The sequence below is a fragment of the Thalassolituus sp. UBA3500 genome (genome assembly GCF_002377545.1).
Classification (GTDB): Bacteria; Pseudomonadota; Gammaproteobacteria; order Pseudomonadales; family Oceanobacteraceae; genus Thalassolituus.
Map to the genome: position 1 here is coordinate 1 of NZ_DFQB01000002.1, position 16,351 is coordinate 16,351.

The following is a 16,351-nucleotide window of genomic DNA, read 5'->3' on the forward strand; positions in this document are numbered from 1 at the left end:
TGGGGTAGTCGACATGAGGTTACGGCGGGTTTCCAGTATAAAAGACACGTCCTCACCGGCCCGTTGCCTGAAGACCGCTGTCCCATAACCGGGGATGGGTTGCTCGAAACGACACTCAAACACGTTACCGCTCAGCATCCAGAGGGTATCCTCCGGCCCGCCCGAAAACTTCATCGTCTGCGCTAAAACCAGCTCCGGAGACATCAAGGCTCCGCATGCCAGAATCATCATCGTCAGGCGTCTCACCGTTGTTAACCCTGCTTGTCAGTCATACTCATAATTAAGTTATCGGCCTGATTCTCCAAAAGTTGAATGCCAGCTCTAAGAATGCCGGCCAGAATCCGGTACAATAACGGCCATTCTTATCTTCCCACCTCAGTTTAGAACAAGGTCGAGACCATGACTGATCGTCTTACAATTACCCGCCCCGATGACTGGCATCTGCATCTTCGCGATGGCCCTGTCCTGCAGTACACCGTTCCGGCCACCGCGCGGGTCATGAAACGGGCGATCATCATGCCGAACCTGCAACCGCCGGTGATGAATGCGGAACAGGCGCACGACTACCGCCAACGCATCATGTCGAAGGTGCCGCAGGGGTTGAATTTCGATCCTTTGATGGTGCTCTACCTGACAGACAACACCACTCCGGAAATGATTCAGGAAGCGGCTGAAGCCGGCCACATTGTTGCCGTTAAGCTCTACCCCGCCGGTGCTACCACAAACTCAGCTTCTGGGGTGACCGACCTCGGTAAACTCGATGAGCTTGCGGATGCCCTGACCGAGCACGACATCAAACTTCTGGTGCACGGTGAAGTGACGCACAGCGACGTCGATATCTTTGATCGCGAAAAGCGCTTTCTTGATGAAATCCTATCGCCTCTCGTCAGCCGTAATCCTGATCTGAATATGGTCGTCGAGCACATCACAACGAAAGACGCCGCTGAATTTGTTAAGAGTCAGGGCGATAACGTTGCGGCAACCATTACCGTTCAACACCTCGCCTACAATCGCAACCATATGCTGGTTGGTGGCATCAAACCACATTACTACTGCCTGCCGATTCTGAAGCGCAATATTCACCAGCAAGCGTTGCAGGAAGCGGTCGTCAGTGGCAGCAGTAAGTTCTTTCTTGGTACTGACAGTGCGCCACACGCCAAAGGCGCAAAAGAAAGTGCGTGCGGCTGTGCGGGCTGCTACACAGCCTATGCTGCCATCGAACTCTACGCAGAAATTTTTGACGACCTTGGAGCGCTGGACAAGCTTGAAGGCTTTGCCAGCCACTTCGGGCCTGATTTCTACGGATTGCCACGCAACTCCGATGAAATTACATTGACTAAAAAGGACTGGCAGGCTCCGCATGAACTGCCCTTCGGTGACGACGTCATCGTTCCACTCCGTGCAGGTGAAACTCTGCGCTGGAAGCTCGACTACTGACCACCGGACAATTAAGGACCGACATGACAATTGAAGAGAAACAGGAAAAGTCGTTGATGGCGCAACGCTTCCGCGGTTTTTTACCCGTGGTAGTCGATGTTGAAACCGGTGGCTTTAATGCCGACAGTGACGCCCTTCTCGAAATCGCCATGGTCACCCTGAAAATGGATGACGATGGCTATCTGCACCCGAACGAAACACTGAGTGCCAATATTCACCCGTTCGATGGTGCTAACCTCGAACAGGAAGCTCTGGACTTCACGGGCATCGACCCATTCGATCCAGAACGGGATGCCGAATTTGAGATTGATGCGCTAACACCTATGTTGCAGACCGTACGTCGCGAAATAAAGCACTACGGCTGTAACCGCGCGGTACTCGTGGGTCACAACGCGCATTTTGATCATGGTTTTCTGCGTGCGGCGATTGATCGTAACGACATTAAACGCGACCCATTTCACCCTTTTTCATCGTTTGATACTGCATCAATTGCAGCCATCGCTCTAGGGCAAACGGTGCTGGCGAAATCATGCAAAGTGGCTGGCATCGAATTTGATAACAATGAAGCTCACAGCGCAGCCTACGACACGTTCAAAACTGCTGAACTGTTCTGCTACATAGTTAACCGCTACAAAGACCTTGGCGGCTGGCCGTTGGCAGAAGACGACGCCTGATGGATCACGAGTTTTGCTATGACGAGACGGGCGAACTGGTGGTCCGTCTCGATATGGGTCAGGAAGTCACGGCGTTGTGGCTGAATACCGACATCATTCCCAAGCGGGACATGACGTTTGCGTTGCTCGATCTGCTCAATGACCTGGAAGCTGGCGTATTTAACGAAAAAATTCTGGCTACACCAACATTTGAAGTCTTGTTCAGTGAAGGGGAGGTCAACGTGACCCGCCTTACCGCAGACAGTGACGACGACCTCGATGAGGAGGCTGGCCTGAGTACTATGGAGCTTACCTCAGGCTGCGGCCTCGAGGACTTGAAAGCCGTTGTCGAAAGCTGGATTCAATTCCGCTACTGAAACGAGAAAGCCTGCACCCAACGCATTAGACAGACTGTCTCAGAAACTCATCTTTAACCCGTATGTCTTCCCGTTAGTATGAATCTCATTCTTTACTGACAGGAGCCGCACGATGAGCGACATGACCTACACTCCGCCCGAAGTCTGGAGCTGGACACCCGGCAATGGCGGTAAGTTCGCAAATATTAATCGACCTGTTTCAGGCGCAACACACGATAAAGCACTCCGTAAAGGTGAACACCCTTTGCAGCTTTATTCACTGGCGACGCCCAATGGCGTGAAAGTGACCATTCTGCTTGAGGAATTACTTGCCGCAGGCGAAACAGGCGCTGAATACGACGCATGGCTGACGAACATTCTTGAAGGCGATCAGTTTGCTTCTGGCTTTGTCGATGTAAACCCCAATTCAAAAATACCTGCCTTGATCGACCAATCAGGTGATACTCCGGTACGGGTATTCGAGTCAGGCTCAATTCTGCGCTACCTGGCTGAAAAATTCGGGCGCTTTATCCCGGAATCTCACGCCGCACGAACTGAGTGCTTTAACTGGCTTTTCTGGCAAATGGGAGCAGCCCCGCTACTGGGTGGCGGCTTCGGCCATTTCTACGCCNNAGGAGCTGCCTGTCGGTCAGCACGATTTCCAGCTCTATTCGCTCGCCACGCCCAACGGGGTGAAGGCAACGATCATGTTCGAGGAATTGCTCGAGGCGGGCCATGCGGGCGCCGAATACGATGCCTGGACGATCGATATCGGCGATGGCGACCAGTTCGGTTCGGGCTTCGTCAGGCTCAATCCCAATTCGAAGATCCCCGCCCTGCTCGACCGCAGCGGCAGCGAGCCCCTGCGCGTGTTCGAAAGCGGTGCGATCCTGATGCATCTGGCCGAAAAATTCGGCGCCTTCCTGCCCACCGACCGCAGCCGCGCGGAAGTTCTGAGCTGGCTGTTCTGGCAGGTCGGCAGCGCGCCCTTCATCGGCGGCGGCTTCGGCCATTTCTACGCCTACGCGCCGGAAAAATACGAATACCCCATTGAACGATTCACAATGGAAGTAAAACGCCAACTTGATGTGCTGGATAAGCACCTCGCCAAACACACCTATATGGCAGGCGAAGAGTACTCGATTGCCGACATCGCCATCTGGCCCTGGTATGGCGTTCTCGCTCAGGGGGAACTTTACGATGCCGGGACGTTTCTCGATGTCGATTCTTACGAACACCTACAGCGCTGGACGAAACTCATTGCCGGGCGTCCGGCGGTAGAACGCGGACGCAAAATCAATCGCACCTGGGGTGATGCGTCAGAGCAGATTCATGAACGCCACTCCAGTAAAGATTTACCAGAGTGATTTGATTTCGCGCAGCGACTAACTGCGCGATCAGTCGCGAATATCCCAGGCTTCAATGGCCTGGAGGTATTCGCCCATATCATGATCCTTGATACCGTCGATCCCCGCCTCGCGCAAGTCACTCAACGCACCATCCACATAATCAAGAAAGCGAAACCAGAAGCCGGACTCGCGATAAATTTCTTTTTCTTCAGAGATATAAAGGTAGCTGCCGATATGGCTGTATCCCATAACCCGTGCAGGAACCCGCGTCACAATGTCATTGTTATTGTGAAACCTGTAGAAACGGGACTTACATTCCATATTGAAAACCTGAGCAGTCTCACGCGTCATTGCCCGTGGCTGTCCAAAGGTATACACACTGGTGAAGGGTTTATCCATCTGCACGAAATGCGCTGCTGCAATCGTAGCCATTGCGCCGCCCAGACTATGCCCCGTTAAAAATACGGGCCGCTTTTTCTGACTCTGTAATTCCAGACAACGCGTAAACATGGGGCCCCAGACATCCTCACAGCACAACCAGAACCCTCGATGAAATTCGCCGAATAGTTGCGGTGTAGAGAAGGCATTCAGATTATCGAGCCAGTCTGCCAGCTCATTGGTTCCGCGAAATGCCATACATAAATAGTCTTCGTGCTCAATGAGGGCCGCCTGCGCAGAGTTTTTGTCGACCCCCATCACAGAGCGAAAACTACGATCATCTTTTTTAATCCCAGCCAGAATTGTGGCTTCGTTAGGGAGCTGATCACAATCAGAAGTGCACTCATACACAGCTTCAGCAATCCGCGCCATCCAGTAAGCATTATGTTTATCAAGTTTGGTGTTATACGGTGAGACCTGTCGCATCGCCCTGTCCTTAGCTGCTGTATCGAAACAGCAGGTATATGACACCTACGAATAACAGGTCTATGACAAGGAGCTCTGGCTAAAGTCGTGGCGGGGATATACTCGACAATTGACCTGCATTGCTCACCAGTAAAGCGCCACTATTTCTAACATGGCGCCATGGGACGTATTTGGCAGCAAATTGTACAGGAGCCTCTAACATAGACAGAGAAAGAAAAAGTGCAGCTTAATGAATAGCCAGTAATTCCCAGACTGCACTGCGCCCACCCAATGTCAGCTCCACTTCGTCTCCGACAGACAAGCCAATAAGGCGGCGGGTTATCGGCGCCTCCTGGTTAACCACCAGTATTTTCTGACCTTCAAAGTCCAGTTCACGCCCCCCCAGTGGAGCGATAAATATTTGCCGTTCTTCATCGGTTTCGGAGAGGAGTACGACACACGCTCCCATGCGAACGCTATCGTCCTCATTAAAGGTGGGCGCCACCCAGCGACTGAGATTAATTCTGGTTTGCTGCAGCTGAAGTATCCGCTCTGACTGCCCATGCGCGAGGTAAGCAGCTTCAAGAGCCAGCGTATCGTATTGATTCTCGGGCTTGTTTTCGCCGTGCGAAGCGGTTGCATGAGCTTCACCGGCGGCCACCAATGCGGCATTGATCTCTTCGTCGAGTGATCTCAGTAACGCGTCTTTAAGTAATTGTTTATTCAACTATTTATCCCACCAGCACTGTGTCATCATCGATGCATATCCCCGAATTCGGAACCGCCTTATGACTCAGCAGAAGTATAACGCACTGCGCGATCAACTGAGCGACATGAAATACCTCTCCGTAGAAATGCGTGACGCCCTGCCAGTGATTGTCATTCGACATACGGACTTCAGTGCGGACCTCGCGATACAAGGTGCGCAGTTGCTGCGCTTTACAGTTCAGGGGAACGAGTGGCTCTGGTTAAGTGAGACGGCAGAATATAAAACCGGAACTTCGCTTCGGGGTGGAATACCCATTTGCTGGCCCTGGTTTGGTGATGCAGCGAAAAATCCGCCGTCTGTATCAAACTACATTAATATGGATAACCCGCCAGCGCATGGCTTCGCCCGCTCCCAGGACTGGGCTCTGGGCGAGGTCAGCGAATCTGACTCAACGATTATTATTAACATGCTGCTTGAGAAGCCTGCACATACATCGTGGCGCGGCGATGCCTCTTTGTCTTTGCAGATCAGCATGTCTGCATCCGCTCTGACACTTGCTCTCACGACCACCGCCGGACAGAGCGAAGTTACGGTATCTCAGGCCTTGCACACGTATTTTCCGACCGTCGACATAACACAGACGAGCATCTCTGGACTTGAAGGCGAGCACTACATAGACGCCCTCGACAGCTGGGTAAAAAAAGCTCAGACCGGGCCGGTTGCCTTTGTCGAAGAAACAGACCGCATCTATACAGTGAAAGGTAACCTTACTCTGCAGTCTCCCGGGAAGACCATGACCTTGAGTGGCAACAATCGTACTGCCATCGTCTGGAATCCGTGGATTGAGAAAGGAGCACGTCTGAGCCAGTTTGAGGATGACGCCTGGAAGAGAATGTTCTGCGTTGAATCCGCCGACGTCATGGACGCCGCAGTGTCTCTGAGTCCTGGCGAAAGCCATACCTTACGTATGACTCTGGTTAACCGGTCGATTTAGCCCGGCGGTGTGATTTAGCGTAGGCGGCAGCGAGGTAATGCGCTGTTACTTGATCCAGTGTGTGTATGTGCTGAGTAAACCATTCAGGTAACACGTCTTGCAGATAGCTCAGCATGGGCGCAATGTCCTGAGTCTCGATATACCCCCTGAGAAGCTCAGCCATTTCCTGTAAAACACGATCATGCTGTTTCTTATGTAACTCCAGACCGGGGAAGTTCGTGCGTTGCATTTCGCGTTCTTCATGCGCGAAGTGTTCCTGACAATGCTGCACAAGGCGCCTGAAGTGCTGAACCGAGAAAGTCCCCATCGTCAGTGCCTGTTCCGCGTCATTCATCAAACCAACAAAGGTCTCGTGCTCGCGATTCATAAAATGAACCGGCAATCGCGGGTAATCCCAAAACATCATGGACATGACCGCCTCCTGAATTAACGCTCTTATCAACAGGCTCTATTGTGTCCTAACAGGATGGCTATAGCTTGATGTGAATCAAGCTGCGTGACAAATCCGGACAATTCGCCACGAGCGGGGTACACCAGCACTACAAGAGCACTACACCGTAATGCTGCTTGTTAACAGTACTGCGCTACATCAACGATAATGCGTCGCAACCAGCGGTGTGCCTGGTGATGTTGAAGTAACGGCGACCAGGCCATCTTCAACTCAAACGGGGGAATCTGAAACGGAGGTTCTTTCACTTGCAAAGAAGCTGACTCTGCCTGCATGTCAGCGACCTTGCGTGGCAGGGTCGCCACAAGATCATTATTCAACGCAAGCAGTGCCGGCATTTGATAATGCCGGGTAAAAACAGATATTTTGCGCTTCTGCCCTAACTTAGATAATGCATTGTCGACCCAGCCCAGACGCACAACTTTCTCCGGATCGATGCCTACCCCCGCCCCCATCCCGGTTTTACTTACCCAGATATGTTTACTGATCAGGTAGGCCTCCAGATCAAAGCGATCAACGTTTGGATGGTCGGGGTTCACCAGGCACACAAAGTCATCCTGCCAGAGCGTCATCTGGTGAAACGACTGAGGCATTTCATCAAAGCGGTTGATGGCCATGTCGACCTTTCCGGCTTCGACGTCTTTAAAGGTAACGTCTGACGGGGTCAGAACATCAAGAATGACATCCGGTGCATCGGAGCGAAGGCGCTTAACTAATTCAGGAACCAATGTAGATTCCGCATAATCACTGACCATAATCCGGAAAACCCGATGACTGACTCTGGCATCGAACTCCTCTTGAGGCTGCAACGCCATCTGAAGTTCGCCAAGCGCCTTACGGATAACCGGCTGCAGTTCCTGAGCACGCTCTGTTGCGGTCATTCCTTCGGATGTCCGTACCAGAAGAGGGTCACCAAACAGGTCTCTTAACCGGCGCAGACCATTACTCATAGCAGGCTGGGTAATCCCCAGCTGTTGAGCAGCTTTGGTGACACTGCCTTCACGCAGCAGTACGTCGAGATATACGAGGAGGTTAAGGTCGATACGATCAAGATTCATGGTAGAACAGCGCAACAGGATACATGCGCGCAGCCTACACCATTCACCTGATAAATGGAAAAACGATATTCATTTGCTCAGGTAATAATCCGAGAATACCTCTTCCTGGGTCGCGCGTACGTCAATCTTAGCGAGTCCCTGATTCAGAATATCTGCCAGATGAGTGTTTGCAGAATTAAACGTTACGTAGAGAGCTTTCATCTCAAGCAGCTTCTGGTGAAACTGAAGCTGTTGTTGCACGGCGTTAAGCTCAGGGTTGGTCGATAGCAGGTACTCGAACACATGCTGATCAATGACAGAAAGGTCAACACGGCCATACACGAGCTTCATAAGATTGGTGACATCGGTCATGGCCTCACTGACATTGATAACTCCCTCTGCGGCAAGCGCATCAAAGTCGGTTGTGTTGGCGTAACCCTGCACGGTACCTATGGTATAGGGCGACAGATCTTCAAGGTTATCCCAACTCACTTCAGTATCCAGACGCACAGCGAGACCGAGTGGGCCATACCCTACCGGATCTGAAAATACCCCACCCGGCGCACTGTCTTCACGAAAGTACTCAGGAAAATAGCCATGCAATCCATAACCCGGGTCTCCGCCCATTTTGATGGCTCTCTCCCAGGGGTAAAACACGACTTCCAGCTGGTAGCCCATGGCTTCAAAGGCGCGCCGGACAACTTCAGTCGTTGCTCCGTCATGACGAGCAGACTCGCTCGTGTATGGAGCCCATTCCAGAGTAGCTAACCGGACAACTTTGTCATCGGCCGTCGCAAAAGACGGAACCGCCAAACACAATACTGCGGAGACTACGATTCGACTTAACATAGGCCTTGTCCTGATTGAATAACTACTTATTGAGAATACTCTAAATTCAGAAGTACGCTTCTATTCTGACTGTAAAGACAGCTCGGCAAGAGAAATAAAAACGGAGCCCTTAGGCTCCGTTTTTATTAATGTCGCAATATCGAACTGAAATCAGTCGAGATGCTCAACACGGATACGAGTGATCTTACCGTGTGTGCTATCCAGATTCTCAACGGCTTCGATGGCAGCATTCATCCGAGCTTCTTCTACTTTGTGAGTCAGAATGATGATCTGTGCGAGATCGTTCTCCATACGCGGCTCTTTCTGGATCAGGGCTTCTATGTTGATGTCGTGCTCGCTCAGCGTCGTCGCTATGCTCGCCAGTACACCAGTGCGGTCCTGAACCTGAATACGCAAATAGTAGGCAGTTTCTACCTGCTCAATTGGCAATACGCGCAGGTTATCTATGCTCTCACTATCGAACGCCAGGTGATTAACGCTTGCCGAAGCAGGCGCTTCGAGGGTACGTGCCAGATCAATCACATCAGCCACAACAGCCGAAGCGGTTGGCCCTGCCCCAGCACCTGCGCCTACGTAAAGGGTGTCGCCAACAGCATCACCATTCACGGTCACGGCATTCAGAACACCATCCACCTTTGCAATTGGGCGATTTTCTGGGATCAGAGTCGGGTGTACGCGCAGATCAATACCTTTCTCTGTGCGGCTGCTCACGCCCAGATGCTTAATCCGGTAACCCAGCTCCTCTGCATACTCAACATCTTCCGGTGCAACCTTACTGATACCTTCTGTATAGCAGTGCTCAAATTGCAGCGGAATACCGTACGCGATCGACGCGAGAATCGTCAGTTTGTGGGCCGCATCAATGCCTTCAACGTCAAAGGTTGGATCGGCCTCTGCGTAACCCAGTGCCTGTGCTTCAGCCAGTACATCAGCAAAGTCACGGCCCTTGTCACGCATTTCGGTAAGGATAAAGTTACCTGTGCCATTAATGATGCCTGCGAGCCAGTTAATACGGTTCGCAGCCAGGCCTTCACGGATGGCCTTAATGATCGGGATGCCACCTGCGACAGCCGCCTCATACATCACCGACACACCTTTCGCCTCAGCTGCAGCAAAAATTTCTGAACCATAGACTGCAATCAGCGCTTTGTTGGCAGTCACGACATGCTTGCCGTTTTCGATCGCGCCCATCACCACATCTTTTGCAACCGTGTAACCACCAATCAGCTCTACCACGATATCGATATCAGGGTTGCTGATGACATCGGCGACATCTTCTGTCGTTTTAACAGAGCCGATTTCCACCGCCGGGTTTGGATGACGCATGGCAACCTGCTCGATAATAATGTCCCGACCGGCACGGCGTGCAATATCTTTCGCATTATTAGTCAGTACGTTAAATGTACCACCGCCTACTGTACCTAAACCGCAGATACCTACTTTTACCGGTTTCAAGATCAAATCTCCTGTCAGGTCGATCAGACATGGCCTGTTACCATGCCCATAAGGGTTTGGGGCGTAAATGTATCATATTAGAAGCTGAACGAAATCCTCTGCGACCAATATTTACCGCATTAGCATAGGAAGCCCTATAAGCCTGTGATAACGTTTCTGCTCTAAAAATAATTTGTAAGGATCAAGCATGCCTGACTTTCTCGTTCTAACCGTCATTGCTGACGATAAACCGGGGATTGTTGAGAAATTGTCTTCGGTGATTGCCGATCATCAGGGTAACTGGCTGGAAAGTCGCATGGCGCAGATGGCGGGGAAATTCGCAGGCATTCTGCGTATCAGCATTGATAGCGAGCACAAGAGTAAGCTGGTTGCTGCTCTGTCGAGTCTCGACAGTTCGGGGCTTCTTGTCAGAGTTGAAAACCCGGCCAGCCCGTTAAGCTCGCAAGCAACCCATGTTGTCAATCTGAGCGTGGTGGGTAACGATCGCCCGGGTATTGTTCGTGAAGTGTCACAAGCGCTTGCTCAGATTGGAGTGAATGTTCTCGAACTAAGCACCAGCTGTGAGCCTGCCGAAATGTCTGCAGTCCCTCTGTTCAGAAGTGAGATCCGAGCCAGTGTGCCTGACGCTCTGGATCACGAGGACGTCAGTGACGCTCTTGAAGCCCTTTCTGACGACCTTATGGTTGAATTGCTTACCGACTAGCCGACCGACGGAAACTGTGTTCAGCGAAAGCGCTGAACCAGGTCGCGTAGCCCGGTGGAGAGACGACCAATGTCCTGCATCGTCGACGCGGCCTCTGTGGACTGGCTGAGAGACCCCTTGGTCAGCTCAGACACATTACCGACCTGCTCTGTCATTTCATTAGTCAGTACCGCCTGGCGCTTCGCCGACTCGGCCATCGCATCTGACACGCTGGCGATATCATCAACGGCGGACGAGATACTTTTCAGCATCACTTCCATCTCATTCACTTTGCTAAGGCCACCAGCCGCGGACTCCGATCCACCGGCAGCCATTTCAACGGCTGCTGAGACACTGACCGACAAATCATTGATCACCCGGTGAATATCACTCGTTGTATCCTGAGTCTTCTGAGCGAGAGTCCGAACCTCATCAGCAACCACCGCAAACCCACGGCCCTGCTCACCTGCTCGCGCCGACTCAATCGCAGCATTCAATGCAAGCAGGTTTGTCTGCTCAGCGATGTCCTCGATGACGCCCGCTGCGGCTGAAATCCGCGATGTCTCGGTTTCGATGGTTCTGACGGTTTCAGTCACTTTTTCAGTGATTTCATTCAGCGCCTCAATGGCCTTGTGTGTGCTGGATGCCAGATCTGTTCCTGACTTGACCAGAGTCTGAACCTGAACCGAGTTAACCGCTGTTTCATGAATGTTCTTCGTCGTCGCCTCGATGACGTTGCTCACTTCACGCATGGCATATGTAATGCGCTGGCTTTCGCCCTGCTGCTTCTCAATCTGACCGTGCGCACTCATCGACTTACTCAACCCCTCGCCGGTTTTCACTGACATCGTTTGAGCAGCATCTTCAATGCGAGTCAAAATGGTGTCCAGGCGTGCATTCTGACTGGTAAGCGCCATAGCCGCCTGGCCCGCTGCATCATCACGGTTATGATAAACACGAGCAGCGAGCGGATCATTGAAAAAGCCTGAAGATTGCACCGACAGATCCCGTAGACGACGCTTCAGCCGTGCCATTGAGAACAGCAGGACGCCGATAACTCCGAGCGAACCGCCTTCGAGCGCACCGTTATACCCATTGAGCTGATAGCCCACTGCAATCATCAACAGCACCGCTGTTGGTAACAACGCTTGTTGTTTCAACTTCTTCAGCTTCCGCTTTCTGTGCCATGAACCATCAACCAGGCCACGATAAACGGCTTCCGCGCGTACAACCTGATCACGTGAAGGAGCAGTGCGTACGGACTCGTAGCCAACAGCAACACCATCTGCGATGACCGGTGTGACATACGCACTGACCCAATAGTAATCACCGTTTTTACAACGATTTTTCACCAGCCCCATCCAGGGCTTACCTGCCTTGAGCTCCTTCCACATGGACTCAAAAGCGTCAACGGGCATATCAGGATGGCGTACAAGGTTATGTGGCTGTCCTATCAGTTCTTCACGGCTATACCCACTGACCTCCACAAACGCGTCGTTGCAATGCACGATTTTGCCTTTCAGGTCGGTTGAAGAGATCAGTTTCTGCTCTTCGGGAAATGTCCGTTCCTTATCTGTGACGGGTAGATTCTTACGCATCGTGATTATCCAGGTTGCCTGTCAACCAAAGATTAGCAGCGATTCTGATTTGTGAAAGTTGCGCCCGGGAATTGGCATAATCTCATCTGTCAGGATGAGCCATGCTGTGAAATACTCGCGCCCTGTCCGTCTATATAAGAAGTGCCTTACGTGTCACAGACCTCCACCAGCCCCGTCGTATTCAAAGCTGACATGATGTTGTTACTTGTGACCGTTCTCGCGGCGATCAGCTGGATGTTCTCGAAAGAGGCCCTGGACGGTTTCCCTCCCCTGTTGTTTATCGGCACTCGCTTCCTGTTTGCGGGTTTGCTATTGGCTATCCCCGGATATTCAGGGCTAAGGAAGTTAACGAAACACCAATGGAAAGCCTCATCGGGCGTCGGCATTCTGTTTGGCATCGCGATGAGCACCTGGATTATGGGGCTTTTCTATGCCACGCACCTCGGTGAAGGGTCATTTATCACCAGTCTGGCGGTTGTATTGGTTCCACTGATCAGTTGGCTGTTTTTCGGTGACGCGATGTCCCGGGCAAGCTGGATTGCCCTGCCTCTGGCCTTTGCCGGTATGGGGCTGCTGTCTCTACAACACGGATTCAGACCAGAATTGAGCCAGCTGCTGTTCTTTACCGCTGCACTATTGTTGTCGATGACGTTTATTCTCAATGGCAGGGCAGCAGCGCACGTCCCCGCACTGGCGCTCAGTGCGATTCAGTTATCCATCGTAGGAATCGTCGCCATCGCTCTGTCAGCAGGCACTGAAGACTGGCCGAAGACCTGGACCAGAGACATGTGGTGGTGGTTGCTTCTTAGTGTCACTGTCGGTACGGCTGCACGCTTTTTCATACAGACATATGCTCAAGGAATGACCACCCCCTCTCATGCGGCAGTCATTATGATTGTTGAACCGGTCTGGACAGCCACATTTGCCGCACTATGGTTTGGTGAAACCATGTCTCTCAGCCAGCTCTTCGGCTGCTCGCTGATCTTCCTTTCCCTCGTGGTAAATCGCTGGAGCGCCGTACGGATGTGGCTGGCCCGTAAAACCTAGCGCTACTAACCTCTAAGCTGGGCTTGGCGCCAGAGTCTCAGCCTCATTCGTATCTAGGGAGCGTCGGTCTCCGGCAACAAACAGTACAGCGATCACTCCAAAAATTGGCAAATGCCCCATCACCTCCTCAAGCCCGGAAATAATGCCGGTTGATATAAAGAAGAAACTCACCACCAGAAGAACGTACCGGGTTGCCAGACCGAGCATCAACATAACGCCGAACGCGGCTTCGAACACTCCGGCAGCGAGCGCAAAGTGCAGATGAGTAAAGTCTGCCCAACCAAGAAACTGTGGGAAGTTGTAGTACGGATGCTCGGTCAGAAAAAAGTAGGTTGCCGCTGGCTCATACAGCTTGTTATGAATCGCCAGTGTGATCAGTTGAAGACCTAACCCCAGCCTTAAAATGGTTGGCGCCAGATCTGCCAACCGAGTCAACTCATATCGCGCAAAGCAGGTGCGATCGAGCGCGTTGATGCGCGTCGAAACAAGGATATACGCGAGCCCCAGTGCTGCGACCTCAAAAAAGTAATCGATGCCACTCTCAAACGAGAAGACAACCACGCCACAGAGCGCAATCACCAACAAGACCACCCCGGTCAATAACAAAGACACAACTGAGAGAATAAGCACCAGAGCCTGAAGCACCACGCCAATCATCATGACATCGGGCATCACAAAAAAGTGCGGTCCAAGAAATTCACCTTCGAGCAGGTTATGAATGAAAACAAGATTCACCAGAAGAAATAGCAAGTACCACTCAAGGTGATGCTTACTGTTCCACGGAGAGAAAGTTATCCTGCTTAATGCGTCTGACTGAGCCGCTATTCGGGCCACGACCAATACCGAGGCCATAAACATTAAAGCTCCGCTCACTAAAAGCACCGCCAACCAATCAGAGGGCAAGCTCATTGCCGGCAGGTTTGTTCCTACGGGCACAAACCAGCGCACATGAGCCAAAGCAGGTAATGGAGCAAGGCACAACAGCAATGCTAAATAATGTTTATTCATAAGAAGTATCTCAGGATAAGTAAAAAATCAGTGCTGGCTTGATATCACGACTACCTGCGGAGCTTCTGGCCGCTGAAATCCAGCCTGAGTCGCTCGAAGAACCTCACTGTTCGAAAATTGCTGACGGCCATTGTCGGGAGGTTTAAGCCACTTCAGATCAACGTTGATACCGCCGTCCAACGTCATCAAGAACGCTTCCAGCTGCTCAAGTTCATGCGGGAACATATCCAAAGGAACAATATCCAGATGATCACCAGCACGTTGCAATGGGTGGTTGTAGTATCTGAGTACATCAGCCAGGCGAGGGAATATACCGGAGTGCATGTAAGGTGCAGTGAAACTGAGATTACGGAGGGTTGGTACTTTAAAAGCGGCGGTTAACTCAGGATCATTCTGCTTGATGTAAATCAGATCGCCGCAGCTCTCCTCTTCTGAATCACTGAACTCACCAAGGCAATTAAACGCATTGCGAAGAACCTCCTCAGCACCGGCCAAACGGCCACGATCGCTCCCTGAAAAATCAGGGACATTAATCGACTTAAACTCATTATTGGTGAACAGCGGGCCGTTATGGCACGAAATACACTGCCCTTTCTCGTCACTGATAAAGAGCTTTAAGCCTGCTATCTCAGTCCTGGTCAGACGCTCAACTGGAGCAGCGGAATCCAGACTGCCCACCAAACCGGCGACGTAGCGATCAAACCTGCCAGGGGCTGGCTCCAGCCTGGCAATGTAGGCACCGATTGCTTTACCAACGTTAGTAAAAGCACGATCAATGGCAGCACTGTCATCGCTTGCCGGAAGCATTCCAAACAGCGCCTCATAATCAGTACGGTATTTTTTTTTGATGAGCTGAATGACTTCCGATCTCGACATTCCATGGTCTAACGGGCTCTCCAGTGCTTCAAGTGCTTGTGACCATAAACTATCACTGCGTCCATCCCAAAATTGCCATGGCGAATGGGCGGCTCCAACGAGCGTGGGGGTATTCCGAGGTGCCGGTTGTAAGTGTGTTGCCGGATGCACTAAACCATCCGTAAAGGCTTTATCGGGATGATGACAACTGGCACATGCCGTCGCACCACTACGGCTCAAGTCAGTATCAAAAAATAGTCGGTGCCCAAACGCCGCAGCGGCCGGTGAGCTGGCGAACTTGTTTGTTTGTTGCTCAAAAGAGTGAGGCTTGTTGCCAGTCGAAAGCGCCAGTGACCGAAGTAGAGCAAGTTCCTCATGACTCCAGATTGTTTCGCCTGCAACGTCAGAGTCGCCAGATGATGAATATTCTTTTATACCTACCAACAGTATCAGCAAGAACAAAAGAACTGTGGTAAATAGCCACAGTATTGATTTGTGTTGATCGCTCTGCATGAAATTTCCTTTTCAATGCTCAGCTTATAGCTCACGAAATTCGGCAGATATAAAGCTTGGTGCCTGACCGTATCGCAAGTCTGTTTCAAATTGCAGTATGACCCCGGTGTCTTTCGTCTCTATCCCGAGAACTAAGCGCCACACTCCTGGCATAGAAAATCGAATGCCCCTTATTTCCGCACCAGACTCAGCAACAACGACCTTTGGTGTCGTCGGCAGGCCATGCCGGTGAGCTGGCATTCCGCCATCAAAGGTCAGGGATTCTATGACGATTGGCGTACCATCCAACCGCATCAGACTAACGTTCCAATGCTGAAGCTGGTTGATCGCCATAAAATGCTCAACGGCTCGAATCTCCACCTGGAGATCGAGTCGGTCAGAGTAAAAACGTTCTGAGACCGGCAGCTGTGATTGTGTCACGCCCTCTGCGTTCACACGTGAAAACACGATAAACAACAGAATCAGTGCCTTTAACACGTTCATATTGCCACTATCCTTGTCAGGCAGATTACTAGAGC

17 protein-coding genes and 2 pseudogenes are annotated in these 16,351 nt (G+C 51.6%); 8 read left to right on the forward strand and 11 right to left on the reverse strand.

Annotated elements, in window-relative coordinates:
* Window positions 1–246: pseudogene (locus tag B2R29_RS01545) on the reverse strand (hypothetical protein); the annotation flags it as partial.
* A 153-nt stretch (window positions 247–399) separates the two neighbouring features.
* On the opposite strand from B2R29_RS01545, the gene pyrC reads away from it, so the two are divergent.
* The 5 genes and pseudogenes from pyrC (at window position 400) to yghU (ending at window position 3,813) form a co-directional block, all read left to right on the forward strand.
* Complete coding sequence (gene pyrC, locus B2R29_RS01550) at window positions 400–1,437, forward strand: dihydroorotase (RefSeq protein ID WP_301179481.1); 1,038 nt, start codon at window positions 400–402, stop codon at window positions 1,435–1,437.
* A gap of 23 nt (window positions 1,438–1,460) precedes the next feature.
* Entirely contained in the window at window positions 1,461–2,111 is a 651-nt protein-coding gene (gene rnt / locus B2R29_RS01555; RefSeq protein WP_297532301.1) for a ribonuclease T, read from the forward strand.
* Window positions 2,111–2,467, forward strand: a complete 357-nt coding sequence (locus B2R29_RS01560; protein ID WP_301179482.1) for a YacL family protein — start codon at window positions 2,111–2,113, stop codon at window positions 2,465–2,467. The genes rnt and B2R29_RS01560 overlap by 1 nt, the downstream gene beginning before the upstream one ends.
* 112 nt (window positions 2,468–2,579) lie before the next feature.
* Window positions 2,580–3,077: pseudogene (locus B2R29_RS01565) on the forward strand (glutathione-dependent disulfide-bond oxidoreductase); the annotation flags it as partial.
* Window positions 3,052–3,813, forward strand: a complete 762-nt coding sequence (gene yghU, locus B2R29_RS01570) for a glutathione-dependent disulfide-bond oxidoreductase (protein WP_414716597.1) — start codon at window positions 3,052–3,054, stop codon at window positions 3,811–3,813. The pseudogene B2R29_RS01565 and the gene yghU, both read left to right, overlap by 26 nt.
* 30 nt (window positions 3,814–3,843) lie before the next feature.
* On the opposite strand, the gene B2R29_RS01575 is transcribed toward yghU, so the two are convergent.
* Entirely contained in the window at window positions 3,844–4,659 is an 816-nt protein-coding gene (locus B2R29_RS01575) for a lipase family protein (protein ID WP_301179483.1), read from the reverse strand.
* A 226-nt stretch (window positions 4,660–4,885) separates the two neighbouring features.
* Complete coding sequence (locus tag B2R29_RS01580; RefSeq protein WP_301179484.1) at window positions 4,886–5,365, reverse strand: GreA/GreB family elongation factor; 480 nt, start codon at window positions 5,363–5,365, stop codon at window positions 4,886–4,888.
* 61 nt (window positions 5,366–5,426) lie between these two features.
* Here B2R29_RS01580 and B2R29_RS01585 point away from each other — a divergent pair, with 61 nt between their 5' ends.
* The gene (locus B2R29_RS01585; RefSeq protein WP_301179485.1) at window positions 5,427–6,341 is read left to right on the forward strand and encodes a D-hexose-6-phosphate mutarotase; all 915 of its coding nucleotides are present in this window, start codon (window positions 5,427–5,429) and stop codon (window positions 6,339–6,341) included.
* Here B2R29_RS01585 and B2R29_RS01590 read toward each other — a convergent pair.
* The 4 genes from B2R29_RS01590 to B2R29_RS01605 all read right to left on the reverse strand — a co-directional run bounded on the left by B2R29_RS01590 (window position 6,325) and on the right by B2R29_RS01605 (window position 10,130).
* A complete protein-coding gene (locus B2R29_RS01590; RefSeq protein WP_301179486.1) occupies window positions 6,325–6,753 on the reverse strand; it encodes a hemerythrin family protein in 429 nt (142 codons plus the stop codon). The genes B2R29_RS01585 and B2R29_RS01590 overlap by 17 nt on opposite strands.
* Before the next feature lie 158 nt (window positions 6,754–6,911).
* Entirely contained in the window at window positions 6,912–7,847 is a 936-nt protein-coding gene (locus tag B2R29_RS01595; protein WP_301179487.1) for a LysR family transcriptional regulator, read from the reverse strand.
* Window positions 7,848–7,916: 69 nt separating this feature from the next.
* Complete coding sequence (locus tag B2R29_RS01600; protein ID WP_301179488.1) at window positions 7,917–8,675, reverse strand: substrate-binding periplasmic protein; 759 nt, start codon at window positions 8,673–8,675, stop codon at window positions 7,917–7,919.
* A gap of 150 nt (window positions 8,676–8,825) precedes the next feature.
* Window positions 8,826–10,130 carry a homoserine dehydrogenase gene (locus tag B2R29_RS01605; protein WP_301179489.1) on the reverse strand — a complete coding sequence of 435 codons (1,305 nt, stop codon included), beginning with the start codon at window positions 10,128–10,130 and terminating at the stop codon, window positions 8,826–8,828.
* 187 nt (window positions 10,131–10,317) lie between these two features.
* Between B2R29_RS01605 and B2R29_RS01610 the strand changes: the two genes are divergently transcribed.
* Window positions 10,318–10,833 (forward strand): glycine cleavage system protein R, encoded by a 516-nt coding sequence (locus B2R29_RS01610; protein ID WP_301179490.1) that lies wholly within the window; start codon window positions 10,318–10,320, stop codon window positions 10,831–10,833.
* 20 nt (window positions 10,834–10,853) lie between these two features.
* Here the strand turns inward: B2R29_RS01610 and B2R29_RS01615 are convergent, their stop codons facing one another.
* Window positions 10,854–12,410 carry a methyl-accepting chemotaxis protein gene (locus tag B2R29_RS01615; RefSeq protein ID WP_301179491.1) on the reverse strand — a complete coding sequence of 519 codons (1,557 nt, stop codon included), beginning with the start codon at window positions 12,408–12,410 and terminating at the stop codon, window positions 10,854–10,856.
* Window positions 12,411–12,560: 150 nt separating this feature from the next.
* Here B2R29_RS01615 and B2R29_RS01620 point away from each other — a divergent pair, with 150 nt between their 5' ends.
* Window positions 12,561–13,457, forward strand: coding sequence for a DMT family transporter (locus B2R29_RS01620; protein WP_301179492.1), 897 nt, complete (start codon window positions 12,561–12,563; stop codon window positions 13,455–13,457).
* Between the two features lie 12 nt (window positions 13,458–13,469).
* Here B2R29_RS01620 and B2R29_RS01625 read toward each other — a convergent pair whose 3' ends face one another.
* The 3 genes from B2R29_RS01625 to B2R29_RS01635 all read right to left on the reverse strand — a co-directional run.
* Window positions 13,470–14,465 (reverse strand): DoxX family protein, encoded by a 996-nt coding sequence (locus B2R29_RS01625; protein WP_301179493.1) that lies wholly within the window; start codon window positions 14,463–14,465, stop codon window positions 13,470–13,472.
* A gap of 27 nt (window positions 14,466–14,492) precedes the next feature.
* Window positions 14,493–15,833 (reverse strand): cytochrome-c peroxidase, encoded by a 1,341-nt coding sequence (locus tag B2R29_RS01630; protein ID WP_301179494.1) that lies wholly within the window; start codon window positions 15,831–15,833, stop codon window positions 14,493–14,495.
* 24 nt (window positions 15,834–15,857) lie between these two features.
* A partial coding sequence (locus B2R29_RS01635) for a hypothetical protein (RefSeq protein ID WP_301179495.1) occupies window positions 15,858–16,351 on the reverse strand: 494 nt, incomplete at its 5' end.